The sequence below is a fragment of the Prolixibacteraceae bacterium genome (assembly GCA_019856515.1).
Classification (GTDB): domain Bacteria; phylum Bacteroidota; class Bacteroidia; order Bacteroidales; family Prolixibacteraceae; genus Halosquirtibacter; species Halosquirtibacter xylanolyticus.
The window spans coordinates 2,144,209-2,159,510 of record CP082230.1; the positions used below are offsets into that span (position 1 = coordinate 2,144,209).

At 37.0% G+C, this 15,302-nt stretch carries 5 protein-coding genes; all 5 read right to left on the reverse strand.

The window, feature by feature from the left end:
• Positions 1-43: 43 nt before the first annotated feature.
• The 5 genes from K5X82_07610 to K5X82_07630 all read right to left on the reverse strand — a co-directional run bounded on the left by K5X82_07610 (position 44) and on the right by K5X82_07630 (position 15,299).
• Complete coding sequence (locus K5X82_07610; protein ID QZT38757.1) at positions 44-8,533, reverse strand: leucine-rich repeat domain-containing protein; 8,490 nt, start codon at positions 8,531-8,533, stop codon at positions 44-46.
• A gap of 645 nt (positions 8,534-9,178) precedes the next feature.
• Positions 9,179-9,616 (reverse strand): MarR family transcriptional regulator, encoded by a 438-nt coding sequence (locus tag K5X82_07615; GenBank protein QZT38758.1) that lies wholly within the window; start codon positions 9,614-9,616, stop codon positions 9,179-9,181.
• 277 nt (positions 9,617-9,893) lie between these two features.
• Positions 9,894-12,275, reverse strand: a complete 2,382-nt coding sequence (locus tag K5X82_07620) for a heparinase II/III-family protein (protein ID QZT38759.1) — start codon at positions 12,273-12,275, stop codon at positions 9,894-9,896.
• A 647-nt stretch (positions 12,276-12,922) separates the two neighbouring features.
• A complete protein-coding gene (locus tag K5X82_07625; GenBank protein QZT38760.1) occupies positions 12,923-14,365 on the reverse strand; it encodes an arylsulfatase in 1,443 nt (480 codons plus the stop codon).
• Between the two features lie 175 nt (positions 14,366-14,540).
• Entirely contained in the window at positions 14,541-15,299 is a 759-nt protein-coding gene (locus tag K5X82_07630) for a LytTR family DNA-binding domain-containing protein (GenBank protein ID QZT38761.1), read from the reverse strand.
• Between the last annotated feature and the right edge of the window lie 3 nt (positions 15,300-15,302).

The following is a 15,302-nucleotide window of genomic DNA, read 5'->3' on the forward strand; positions in this document are numbered from 1 at the left end:
AAATAGAATATCATGAAGAACTCCCTTATGTTATAACAATGACTTATATCTTAACCACTTTGATCGATCCATCTTGGAATATTAGACGGATTAATAAGATAGAAGATCCATTTAGAGGAATAGAGAGACTATTCGATCTACAACTCTTTTCGCTTAGCTTTACTCCCATCATATTATACACCTCAACTTTCTGTAGACCATTATCATTATCAATCTGAATATTACCATCTTTAGTATAAACATTCACACTACTAGTTTTGGATAATGAAATGACTGCAGATGACTTGTCCATAAAAAACTTAGACCATAATACATCCGCTTTGTAGGCACCAATACTACTCATTGGAACGGTTAATTTCACCTTGTCTACATTGGACATATTGAAACTATTTTCGTGTAGTACAGGAGGTGTAACTGCATCACAAATAACTTCATCTAGTGTCGTAATACCTGCAAAAAGTTCATCAGGTACTTCAGTTAAAGTCGATGGTAATATTATCTCTTCCAACGCAGTGTTAAATGAGTGACTCAGTTTAAAGAACGTATTATAGTAATTGGGTTTTAGCTTACTAATCGCAATAACTGAAGACAGATTCGCTCCATTAAATACAGCAGACATTATACGAAGCTTCACCTCACTATTTCTAATAAAATGGAATGAAGACAGTCCTTCTTCGAATTGTACTTTCTTCAGATCTGGACAACCACTAAATGTCCCGAAACCAAGCGCTTCTATCGTATTAGGAATAGTTAGATCTCCCCTTAATTGACTACAATCATAAAATGCGCCACTCTCAATTGTCTTTGCATTACGTATAAACTTCAGGTCTATATTCATCTGAGAGCAACTAGCAAAGGCGAACATATCAATCACTTCTAGCGCTGAATTATCCTCTATTTGAAGGGTCTTGATCTTTTTACAATTGAAGAATGCACTAGCTCCAATACGCTTTATTTTTGTTTTAGAATCAAAAAGCAAAGTACCATCCAAACTGTGACAATCAAAGAACGTAGCCTCCTCAACTGCTGTGAGGCCTGAAGGAATTGTTATTCCACCTTTCATGTTAGTACATGAATAAAAGGCGTAAGGACCAATAAAAGACAACTGTGGACTCCTACCAAAATTCAACTCTTTATCAATACCAATACAACTATAAAATGCGTATGCTCCAATCGAATGGACAGAAGTTGGAATATTTAGCGCTCCAGTAAGATCCTCACATCTTTCGAAAGCAGCACTTCCAATAGATCGTATATTACTCGGAAGAACGAGTACCCCTTTGAGGTGTTTATTGGTAGTTGATTTATTGGTACGAGCCTCTTTTTCACTAAAAGCGCCATCACCAATAGCAAGAACTGTTTTATCATCAATTTGACTAGGTATTACAAAAGCTTGAGTATTTAAAGGTCCATGATAACCATTTATTATGATACCTTCTTCGCGAATTCCATTACTTTCATATACATAGTCCTCATATTCCCAATCGCTAAGATTCATTATCATATGACTCTTTGTGAAGTCTTTCCATCCTTTAGCACTATCATATGATATAGGATTAGAATTATGCAGCACCGCATTATTATACACCTTAGCATCAAAGTATTTAGATGAAATCGATGGAGCAGAAACTGGAATGGCTGTAATCTTTTGAATTTCACTACAACCTTTGAACATATCATCTCCTAAAGCTGTAACATAACGACCAATATGGATGTCTTGAAGTGATGAAGGCATACATCCTTCTTCTTTCAATAATTTTATATAGTTCGGGTAATACTCCAACAACTTCGCATTAGAGAACGAATTCGGATTAATAAAATCGCTTGAACTATTCATCTTTATCTCATTGACCTCATCAGGAATAACAAGCTTATTGTAACCTGTACCTATATATGCCGCTTTTCCGATCTCTTCAATACTTGTCGGTAGTTTTAACTCACCACTTAATTGACTACAGTAGCTAAATGCTCCAACATGAATTAATTTTACACTATTTGGAATCTCTGGTAGCTTTGCGAGCTTATCACACCCTGAGAATGCAAGTGCACCAATAGTTTTTAGCTTCGTATCCTCGACAAACTTCACAGAAGTAATATTCTTACAATCTGCAAAACAACCATTCCCCACTTCTTCTACAGAAGATCCAATAAAGATCTCACCCTTTAAGTTTTCACAATACATGAAGGTACTATTACCAATTTTAGTCACATCTGTAGGTAAAGTTAAAGAGCCATCCAATGCAGTGCAGCTTGCGAAGACCATATCCTCCATCGTCTTTACCCCGTTAGGAATAATTATATCTCCCTTTAAACTCGAACATGATTGGAATGCACTTTTACCAATCTTCTTTAATTGAGATCCTTCTTGAAAAATCAGTCTTCCATTCAATCCTGAGCAACCTTTAAATGCGCTCTCATCAATTATCTCAACACTCGCAGGAATATCAAGATCTCCTACAATAAATTGACTTCTTTCAAAAGCCCCTTTATGTATCGTCTTTAAAGTACGAGGAAAGTGAAGCGTTCCCATCAGGTTTACTTTGAATTTAAATGCATCAGGTCCAATACTAACGACTTTCCTCCCGTCAATCATAGTAGGTATAGCAAACGACTCCATATCATAATTGCCATTGAATCCATCTATCTGTATTCCTACAAATTGAGTATTACCGTCACCATTGGTTTCGTAAACACTTGAAGTTTCCCATTCCGACAACTCATCTATATTAACCACATTTGCAAACTCTTTCCAACCATTTGCTTTACGATAGGCCGATTTATCATTTACAAATAATGTCGTAAAACGATAAACACTTACTTCAAATAACCCCTTCGTTATTCTTGGAGGAGTAGGATTCATGCTCGTTACCTTTAATAGCTTCTCACATCCATCAAAGATTCCATTGTCCATAGAGGTAATATTCTCTCCGATAGTGATCGTTTCCAATTCTTCAGAGAAGGTATTCTTACCAGACATGATCGTTTGATGCAGTTTCAGCCCTGAAAGAATATCACTATACTCGCAAGATGAGAAATAACTTTCTGCAGAAGACTTATCTTCAAAATGAACCTCTTTTATCTCATCAGGAAAGGTTAAGTTCTTTAATGTGGTATTAGAGAAAGCACCAAAACCAACATGAGTTACATTTTGAGGTAGCGTAAAGTTATTGTAGAACTTACATTTTGCAAAGGCTCCATATCTAATATGAGTTACAGATGCTGGTAAAGTATGACTCTGTAATTCAATAGCACAACCTGCAAATGCTTCGACACCAATCTTCTTTATGTTTTTAGAACTCGAAAAACTAAGGTCTCGAATATTTCTACAACCATAGAATGTAAGATCTTTCACCTCAGTAAGTTTGTATGGAATAGTAATATTATTTTTAAAGCTCGAACATTCCATAAATGCTCCTGTTCCAAGATATTCTAGTTCATAGTTCAAGTCTAATTCCCCTACGAAGCCAGAACAACCCGCAAAAGCGTAATCATCTATTCGCAATACGTCATCAGGAACCTTTAAGCTCCCCTTTAGATTACTGCAGTTTTGAAATGCATACTTACCAATTTCACGTATTTTAGAAGATAATGTTAACTGTCCTTTCATTAGATGATTATCTTTGAAAGCGTTGTCTCCGATGGCATACACAATATCTCCACCAATAACTGTTGGAATAACAAACTCTTCATCAGAATAACCTCCGGTATAACCTACTATCTTCACACCTGTTATCGTGTTTTCACCGACTTTAAATGAGTAGGGAACAGTTTGCCAATCATCAGTAGATCCTTCTTGTTTAATATTTCTGAAATTCTTCCAAGGCGTTGCGGTTGAGTATTCTTCAATGGTCGGTACAGAAAGCAAAGCATCTCTAGTAACTGTATCATAGAAAAACCCTTCACTTAACTTAGGTGGTGTAGTGTTTCTCGATACAACGTGATCGATATTTGTACAACTATATAGGAAAAAATCTCCTTTTATCCATTCTATATTTTTACCTAAAACGAACTTTTCTAATGACTTGGGTAAAGTTTGTGATTTATGGCGAGACAACTCATCATATTCTTTGAAATATGTCAATTCAGGTTCAATATCTTCCAACTTTACAGAACCACCAATCTCAAGTGATTTTATATTATCCTGTATAGTAAAAATATTTATATTGGTTTGTGAAAATGCTCCATTACCAAGATACTTTATAGATGTTGGCATCACGATTTTACCATTAACCAACGGATCCGCAGCAAAAGCGCCATAAGATATCTCTACAACTGTATTTGGAAAAGATATTACCCCACTCAATTGCTTACATTTCATAAAGCTCATCATCCCAATTCTCTCCAATGTACTACTCTTATCAAAGTGAATCGCATCGATCTTTTGACAGGAAGTAAAGCTATAATCTCCAATCTCTTTAACCGTCGATGGAATATTCAACGCCCCTTGAATATTACTACATTCATAAAAGGCTGCTGTACCAATTTGAGTTACTCCCTCTGGAATTGTTAGTCCTTCGATGCCACTACACCCATAAAAGCTATAAGGTGCAATCTCAACCATCTTGCTTGGAATAGTTACATTTTCGGTTAAACCGCTACATCCCCTGAATGCACTTTCACCAATACTGGTAATGTTGTTGTTCAAAGAGAGAGTTCCACTTAAACCGCTACATCCCCTGAATGCACTTTCGCCAATACTAGTAATGTTGTTGTTCAAAGAGAGTGCTCCACTTAAACCACTACATCCTTTAAAAACACTAGATTCAATACTCTTTATCGAACTTGGCAATTCGATACTCCCGGTTAATCCACGACAAGATTCAAATGCACTTGTCCCAATATACTGAACCGTACTTGGGATAGTAATTTCTCCCGTTATCGCTTCACAACCACTAAATGCATTGTCACCAATTTTAATTAATGTCTCAGGAAAATTTAGATTACCCTTTAACTTTTTACAACCATTAAAACAATTGTTAGGTATGGCTTTAATCTGTATTCCTTCCTCTAAATATAGTGAACCATCGAGATCATAACACCAATCAAAAGATCCTTCGCCCAGTGATTTCACAGATGCAGGGATACGTAGGTCTCCTTTAAATCTACAGCTTGTGAATGCATTCTTTCCAATAGTCTCTAATTTTGATCCTTCTTCAAAAATCAATTGACCATCCAAACGATTACATGAGAAGAAAGCTTTATCTCCAATACTTACAACACTTGATGGGATAACCAAATCACCGGTTATCCATGCATCATTAAAGACATTGTTATCAATAACTCTTAAACCTTTGGGAAGAATTAGAGCTCCCTGAGCATGATAGTATCTGATCATTCCCTTTTTGAGCTTTAACACCTTCTTTCCATTAATTTCTGAGGGTATTACGATACTTTTAGATAAATCTAATCCATTATATGATGTAATCATGATCCCCTCTTCATGAATATCTCCATGATCATATACAAATGGTGCAGTACTCCACTTAGATGGATCTGGTAGGATATTTTTAAACTGACTCCATCCCTCTGACTCCTGATAATATTTCACATCGCACACAAGCAATTCGGCCTGATCATAAACAGACTGTTCAAATAGATCTTTAGAAATGATTGGAGGCTTAGAGAAAGAGCAAAACACTTGAGTAATGTCGTTACATCCAGCAAATAAGGCCCCAGATATTTGATTAAAATAGACTATCTTTGTTACCTTTTTTAATCCACTATCCAAGATCCCTTTTTGAGAAGCACACCTCTTCACTAATTCATAAGAGTCATCATTCATATCCACCCCAATGGTTTGGATTAGCTCTAGCATTTCCTTTCGTGTTCCTGCGGTTAATACCATAGGTCCACTGGGATAACCATAATCCCCAAGGCTCACCGACGTCATCTTAGTACAACCTACAAATGCGCCTAAACCAACGTGTTGATTTTTCTTTAGCAAGCGCATTTTTCCATACATATTCCGACACCCATAGAATGCTCCAGGACCAATGTTAAAGGCTCTATGAGCTAAAGTGAAATCAAACTCTAATTGACTACATCCTCCAAAGGCAAAAGCACCAATATTGTATAGTCTAGAATCTTCTTCTCCTTTAACTCGCTTTAACTTCTCACAACCATAAAAAACAAAGTCCTCAGCTTTATTTAATTTCGTCCCCTTCTTAAATTCTAATACTCCATCTAAATTACGACAATGAGCAAATGCAAACTTTCCAATTGTGGCTACATTTATAGGAATAGAAATCCCTCCTGTAATATTAGAACACGACTCAAAAGCACTATCTCCAATTGACTGTAATTTGGCCTCATCTGCAAATACAATATTTTGATCCAATCCACTACAGTTTTTAAACGCAGCATTACCAATCTTTTTTAGATTCGATGGGAAAGTAATACCTCCCGATAAACCACTACAGCCTTCAAATGCACTCGCTTCAATAATTGATAAGGTGGAAGGAAATCGAGGTGGTACACTAAGGTTAGTACAACTCTTAAAGGCAGAGGATCCAATCACACGTATTCCTTCAGGAATGACAAGCTCTCCTTTCATTTTATGAGCACCGTCTTCTTTAAATGCATCTGCTCCAATTGCAATCACTTTCTTTCCATCAATAGAAGTAGGAATAACAAATGCATCTTCATCAAAATCCCCCCAGTATCCAGTAACCATCAAACCTTCTTCACGAACTTTTTCATCCTCATATACAAATACTTTATACCCCCAATCGATAGCTGAAGCATTATAATTAAGGTTACTAAATTTCTTCCATCCATCTGCCGATTTGTATTTCGCAGGCAATGACGTCTTAAGAGATGCATCAGAAAAGACTTTAGGTTCAAAACAGGCTTCTGTAATGGTAGGAGGGATAGTAGAGTTACATACAACCTCTTCAATATTATAAAATCCTTGAAAAAAGCTACCTGAAAGCGAACGTAGATCTTTTCCTAATGTCACTTTCTTCACCGAAAAAGGAAAATCTGTAGGTAAGATATGATTGTAATATTTATTTATATTAAAAGGAGGTAACGCACTTCCATTATCTAAGCTCACTACTCCATTAGGAATATTAATTTCACTAAAATTCGATTTCAAGAGCATCGTAGTGATAGGCATAGAGGCAGAACTTTCCAATGTAAAAATCCCTGTTAATCCCGTACACGAATTAAATATATTAGAACCAAGCGTCTTTACATTCTTGCCTATTGTTATATCTCCCACCAATTTTGGACAGCCTTTAAAGGCATTACTTCCAATAACTTCAAGTAAAGGAGGGAATATTAGATTTCCCGATATATTTTCACACAACTCGAAAGCACTATAACCAATAACTTTAAGTGTTTTTGGAAAATCTATAGATCCTGTCACATTGTGACATCTTTTAAAAGCATTAGCCCCAATACTCTCCAGTTGATTTGAAAAAACAATCTTATTATAATTATTTGCAGTAAATGACTCTTTTTCTACAACCTTCACACTACTCGGAAGACGTAGTACTCCAGAGAGATTACGACAATTATAAAAACAACGCTCTGGAATCGTGCTTATCCCTTCTGGCAATACAATATCACCAATAAGATTATTACAATTCTCAAAAGCCCGCTTTGGTAATGTTACTAATGTCGAAGGAATAGTTAATGCCCCATTAAGATTTGTACAATTAAAAAAAGCGGCCTCTTTTAAAGTAGCTAAATTTGAAGGTAGTGTTAATGCACCAATAAGGTTATTACACTCGTAAAAAGCTCGTTGACCGATGGATGTAACACTTTCTGGAATATGCAATTGTCCATCAAAGCCACAATGATTAAATGTAGAACTCTCAACTGTTTTTACTCCATTAGGGATGACCAAATCTCCCGTAATATTCCTACAACCACCGAATGCATTTACTCCGATTTTTTTAACAGTCGAGGGAATGGATAATGTCCCATTCAAAGATTCACATTGAGAGAAGGCATTATCTCCAATGCTCGTTATTCCTTCAGGTATAATAAGATCTCCTTTTAAACCTCGACACCATGTAAAGGCATTATCTGGAATCTCTTTGACAGAAGCAGGAATATATAACGGTCCAACAATTTTACTACAATCAGAGAAAGCATTAGCACCTAAATATTTTAACTTTTTAGGAAGATTAAGTGGACCAGTAAAACCTCTGCAACCTTCGAATGCCTTTTCACCAATCTCCACAACGGATTCTGGTATAATAATCTCACCAATCAATTGATCACATATCTGAAAAGCACTCTCGCCAATAGATAAAAGATGTTTGGGAAGAATTAATCGACCCTTTATCTGGCTATTTCCAAATTGCCATATTTTTAATACAGGAATACCATCAATCTCATCAGGAAAACGAAATTCTTCCTGAGGGTATTCTCCATTATACCCATATATTTTAATTCCTTTATGAATCGAGCCATCTTCTAATTTAATATTTGTATGTTCATACCGAAATTGGCTTATATCCTGTGACCAACCAGACAAAGTTTGGGACAAAATAAATAGTAAAACGTAGAGATTTTTTTTCATATATTTATCTATTTTTTAGTACAATAACACTCTTCTCTTTAGATAGAGAACATTTAATTAGAAAAGTACTACCTATAATTACAATAATATAAATAGCCAAACAAACTAGATTACACTAAGACAAATACTTAACACCTATAAATACAATGTTAATTTTATGTAAACAGCGTGCAAATGTAAATAAATATTAATTAACATACAATGACATTGACAGAGTTGATTTAACAACTGCACATACAATGCATAAAAAAGAGTGTATTGAAATAAGGCCCAATTACATTTTTAAACGATCCTAAATTTAGGATCATTATATTCTATAGCAGCAAGCACAAACAGTGGGAATATAACCTTTAATCACAGGGAAATCTCTAACGAATAGCAGGAAAAAACGAACAATAAAACAATACTACTTCTTTGATATAGGGAAAATACGACTACCACAAGAAGATGTGAATAGTGAAATAATATTTTGAAGAAATAATTCTGTAAAACAGAAATGAAGACATCACACACACCCACGTAGAATCAGGAAAGATTAAGGTGGACTACAATCTGTTTTGGTATTTTAAAAGAGCTATCTTGAGGCAAATAAGAGTAAATAACAAACGGTGATAAGTTAAGACCAGAAAGGCTATTACCTAGAACTTATAGTCTTCTCAAGATACCATATAAGGTCTCCATCTCATTCTCTGAAAGATCAAGTTGTAATAGAGATGCTGTTAACTCATCAGCTTTTTCATGAAGCACCCGACCATCTTCTGTAATCTGAATCTGAACCACCCTTTGATCTGGACTATTACGATTCTTTATAATAAACCCTTTATCCATAAGTTTATTTAATGCACGAGAAATATTGGGACTCTCTTCAATTTGAAGCTTCTTTATTTGATTTACGGTTAATCCCTCTTTGGGTCCATAATCTAACACATGTAAAATATTTGTTTGCAATGGAGATAAACCTAATGGTGCTAACGCTTTGATATATTTAGCTTGAAACTCTTGAGCAACACAACCGAGCAATCTTATTGTCTTTTGCTCAAGGTTCATCGTAGGGTTATTTATTACCAATTCTTTATTTGCCATAGCAACAAATTTAAAATATTTATTCAAAAACACACTGTTCTCAATAAAATGCCAACATTATCAATATTGGAACAAGATAGAAATCGAGTAGGTAGGGGGAATACTCTCCCTGCCTCTCACACCACCATACGTACTCTGGTATACAACGGTTTCAATTAACTCTAAACTTTTCGCAACTTACACTCTGCGAACTTATTAACATGCCCGATATACTAAAAACGCCCCAACTCTTCAAAGAGATGGGGCGAAGCATCGCAATAATAACACTTTAACAACACTATTTTGCCACAAATGAGCTATAACTCCCTTTACGAGGAAGATGAATAAGTGTATGCTTTGACGCGACCATTCGGGTCTCTACCTTTGGTTCTGCACCCAAGCCATTTACACAATTATTCAGAGGACGCTTTACAAAATTAGTTGCACTACAAGCATCCGCAAATCCTCTAGTAGAAGTCTGAATATGGTTTGGAGTATTAGAGTGAAGTTCCGTATTCCAAACCCCATTCTTTTGGATCAACACCCCACTCAATCGATTAGAAGCCGACCACAACACACCTCCCAAATCATAATCTCTTGCATCTCTAAAGAAATAATAGGTCGCCTCTCTACTCTGATAATACCCTGTCATCTCTCCATCACTTTCCCATTGGACTTTCCCAACTAAAGCACCATCTCGCTGAATCGAAACACCCCCTTTTATCTTCTCAAAAGAGAGCCCTTTTATCTCATTATCGAAACCAAATACAAAAGTCGATGTAGCCTCTTTACCTCTTCGTTTAGAAGAGAGATGATATCCAAGTTGTACATATCCTACACCATCTTTTTTACGCTCATAGTTATCATACAACCACGAAGCCTCTAGAGAGTGATTCCACTCCTCTTCCGACAAATCATACAGCTGCATAGCTTCACAAGAAGAGGTCATTGGAACCAAAGTCCATTGATGCTTTTCCACTCTATGAAATGGGTTCTTTGACCTATTAGACGTATAGTCATAGGTATCATCTGTTCCTGGTTGACTCACATAAGAGTGTAACAAAAACGACATCTCCCCCTCTTCATTTAATGCCACATGATCACGTAAAATATAGAAATCCCCAACATACACAAACTCACGATGCCACTGCTTCAGCTTTGGGTTAGCATACATTCCTGTTGGGTTCATCACCACCTGAAAAAAGTTTGCTGCACCTTCCATACGACTATCAGTAGCCATCAAATATGGCGTACTTCCCCAATTGGATTGATTATGAGGAAAAGATCCAAAGTTAGGCCAATTCTCACCATCTCCGATTTGCCCTTTGCCATCAATCATCAACACATTATGCTCATTGGTTGACTTTGGATTAGAATATCCCAAATCCACAATATATGGCACCCCTGCTTTATGCAACATAAACTGTCCATCATCTGGTTGGGCATGCCCTTGGTAGTGCTGTCCTGATTTCGAAGTAAAATAGGACGCATCATTATCCCATGATGATCGCCAAGCAAAGATCCCAAGGTCCTCAAACATATGCCACTGCTTTAGCGTTTTAAGCTCCACAGGCGATGTTTTTGTATCCTTCCATATATATCTCCAAAAATCATATTTCTTACCGTTAGAGACGTTCTTTCCACTCTCATCTCTCCATGTCTCACTATGGTTCACATCGACTTCATTAGCCATCCATTTCGCAATAGGATCATTTAATCTCTTGGCAAGCAATGGGTAGGTACACTTTGGGTCCCCCCAGAAATTTGGGTTACAATCTGCATAACGAGCCAATCCCCCAAAATTATCCTCTCCCCCTGGAAGAATCGAATAGATACCATAAGTGGAGGTATTACGAAACCATGCCAAATCACTATAAGGCTGATGGTCATTATGATATTTTGCATTACGAATTATCTCAAACCACTGCAGGTAGGTCTTTAACTGGAACATATAGTATGTCGCCCCTTCATCAGAAGCCCCATCAGACATCTGGTCATTCATCACAGAGACCAAGCGATTATACTTATGATCTAGAATCCGATCCCATTTTTGTGCCATCTCAATAGATAGATGATCAACCGTATTACGAACCGCATTTAAACCAGCGTAAGCATTCGTACCATGATTACAGTTCATGATATCAAAACGTTCAGTATGAAAACGGCTATACTCCTCACAAAAACGATCTGCAATTTCGATCAACTGATGATCAATATATCTCTGTTGTTTGTCACTAAAAAGATCGTGTTGAATATCATAAGCAGCACATATAGCTACCAAATATTGTCCTATAGCCAGATCATTGGCAGGAGCTTTCGCTCTCTTATCGATCCACATCTGCCACTCTTTCCAACCACAAAACTGAAGAATACTCTTCTTAATATACTTCTTATACTTCAACGAAGGATCAAGACTATTCACCAATGCTACACCAGCAAGCTTCTCCGCTTCCCCATGTAGATGTTTGGTTTGAGGATTAGAGAAGTCCACATGTTTCACCAATCGTTCACTCTCTTTCAACAGAGAAGCCCACTCCTCTTTATGGGTTGACAATCGTGCATCTCGTAGTGATGCTACTTCATCCTCTTGAAAAAAAAGTCTCGGATGTCCCTTTGTTTGTGCAATAGAGATAGAAGCTCCTATTGCCATGATAAATAATAATAGCGTGAATCTGTTCATCTGTCTTTACAGTTTAGATCATACCCACCATATATCAAAATGATCTATACCCATACCTCCCATAAAGAGAATGATGGTTCCATTTGATGCTTAGTCCTAGTAGAATAGGTTTACCTCAACGTATAGATCCTTTCAAAATATAGTCGGCATCTCATCTATAATAGCGTAATGCGCTGCAATATTTCACCTCGCCTGACTATCATAAATTATTAGAATATTGGTTGATACCTACATTACGAATGTAGCATATTGACTCATATACCCAAAAAGAAAGCACTCCCTTTTGAACAATATGGGAGTGCTTTATCTATCATAAACCAAAAATGTACAGTAAGTTTGTATGATCCTTTCCACAACCACAAGAATTGGGGACAATGGATACAATACTTCCGTCTTTCGCAATACCGTGTAACGATCATCAACACGATACTCTTCATCTCTATCTATGTGAAACGAACCTAAATCACCAGCTTAATGAGATCTCCATGTCTATCAATCTTTATTTCATCGAAACAAACAGACCTCTTATAACCTAGATTAGATAAATCTTGCGTGTGATAAAACACATACCACTTTCTTTTATATTTCACAATTGAGCCATGAGAAGTATTAGAGCTTACAGGAGTTATCACCTCTTAATCGTTCGACTAAAAGTAGGGACAGTCCATTGGGAACATCTCACTATCACGATGCGACTGCTTCACCAGCTTTAACATCTTCGATACCCTTTTCGAATTATCTGACGATAGGTCGAGTTGTTCATAAGGATCACTCTTTAAGTCGTAAAGAGCCACCTTGCGCTTGGTCTCATCTTTCACATTATAGATCACCAATTTCCAATCGCCTTGACGAAGTGCAATACGTCCACCCATAGCATGAAATTCCCAATAAAGATGATTATGCTTCTTCTGTTTTCCTCTGCCCATCAATGAAGGCCAAATCGAAAGTCCATCATACTTCTCATGGTCCTTCGAATGCAACATATCGGTAAACGTAGGCATGAAATCCCAAAAGGCAGAAGTATGATCTGATGTAGAATTTGATGCGATATGTCCATCCCAAACTACTGCCATCGGCACATGGATACCCCCCTCATAAAGATCACGCTTAAACCCTTTATACGGGCCATTACTATCAAAATAACGAGGATCAGCTCCGCCCTCTTTGTGGGGACCATTATCAGAGGTAAACACAATAATAGTATTCTCTTCAAGCCCATGCTTCTTCACTTCAGCCATGATCTCGCCAACCTGCGTATCCAATAACGACACCATCGCTGCAAACGTAGCATGACAATTCTTCTGCGATCGATAGCCACCATTATTAAAATATGGCCCCGAATCAACTCCTTTATATTGTTTCTCTGGTAGATATTTACCTTTAAAAGGTTCGATATACTCCTCTGGCATGATAAGTTCTGCGTGTGGAAGAGGCGTAGCATAGTACATAAAGAAAGGCTCATCCTTATGCTTTCCAATAAAAGAGATTGCTTGATTATGGATAATATCGACGGCATAATCCACCATCTCTCCTCCATTATTTCGAGGTAACATCACCTTTTTATCGTTCTCCCATAAGTGATCAGGGAAATAGTTGTGAGCCAATCGTTGACAATTATAACCATAAAAATAGTCAAAACCTTGTTTTGCTGGCGTCCCTTCAGAACCAGGATAACCTAATCCCCACTTTCCAAAGATACTGGTCACATAACCATGCTCCTGAAACAACTCCCCCATGGTATAGCTTTCTGCTGGCATCGGCTTCTGACCTTCTGGCTTAACTTCGGCATTTCCACGTATCGGTGTATGTCCTGTGTGAAATCCAGTCAAGAGAGCCGAACGAGAAGGAGCACACACAGTAGAACCCGAATAGTGCTGGGTAAAGACCATTCCTTTCGAAACTAACTTATCAATATTGGGAGTAGGAAACTTGGACTGTCCATTATAACCGACATCCCCATAACCGAGGTCGTCTGCTAAGATAAAAATCACATTAGGAGTCCGTTCTTTCTGTTTTTTTTTCGCATATACATTTATGCTACCTAAAGAACATAAGAGCGCCAATGCATAAGCATAACCTTTTACTTTCATAGTGAAGATTTGTTTGTTTTATAAGTTGTATGTTATTTAAACTATGGTAAATATAACAAACACCCTTTATAAAACCATCTCATCCTCATATGATTCGTAACACTTATTTATCAACGGTTAGTACAAACGTATCTTTCACAACAGCATCAATTACCACTAAAAACAGATACCCTAATCAACTACTAAACCACTTCTTCAACATCGATGCTTTCTGTTTGCTAACAATGATCTCCTCCTCAAATTCACAAACGGTATGTAGTTTCAGCTTTCCATTAAAGTAGATTTTCATCTGTTGAATGGAGTCCATATTGAGTATATATTGACGACTCACTCGGAAGAACACCGCTGGATCAATCTCTTTCTCTATTTGATCCAGTGTTAATGGCAAAACATATTTGACATGATCTCTGGTATAACATTTAACAACCCCCATATCCACATAGAAAGCCATTACATCTTCAATCATCACAGGAATAAGACTGTCTTTCGATTGAATCAAGAATGACTTACGATAACTCTTATTTGTTTCATTAAGCTCTTGCACCACCTTAGACACAATATCATCGGTCACCAACTTATTGTGGTTCTGATTAACCTTATCTAAAGCCTGAAACAACTCCTCACGAATAAGTGGTTTCAGGATATAGTCTACGCCATTATGTTTAAATGCCTTGATCGCATATTGATCATAGGCCGTAATAAAGATAATCGGAATATCCACCTCAACATGATCAAATATCTCAAACGAAATACCATCCGATAGATGCACATCCATAAAGATCAAATCCAAAGAAGGAGAATCATCTAAATAGCTAATGGCACCACGAACAGAATCAACCACATCAGCCACAATCCAATCAGGATTATACTCTAGAAGCAAACGTTTGAGCAGCTCTTGTGCACCCCATTCGTCCTCAATAATTAATACTCGCATATC

What these genes read in the sequence shown, in the direction of transcription:
- K5X82_07620 (QZT38759.1), bottom strand. Translation starts at nt 12,275, where the DNA reads ATGAACAGATTCACGCTATTATTATTTATCATGGCAATAGGAGCTTCT.
- K5X82_07610 (QZT38757.1), bottom strand. Translation starts at nt 8,533, where the DNA reads ATGAAAAAAAATCTCTACGTTTTACTATTTATTTTGTCCCAAACTTTG.
- K5X82_07615 (QZT38758.1), bottom strand. Translation starts at nt 9,616, where the DNA reads ATGGCAAATAAAGAATTGGTAATAAATAACCCTACGATGAACCTTGAG.
- K5X82_07625 (QZT38760.1), bottom strand. Translation starts at nt 14,365, where the DNA reads ATGAAAGTAAAAGGTTATGCTTATGCATTGGCGCTCTTATGTTCTTTA.
- K5X82_07630 (QZT38761.1), bottom strand. Translation starts at nt 15,299, where the DNA reads ATGCGAGTATTAATTATTGAGGACGAATGGGGTGCACAAGAGCTGCTC.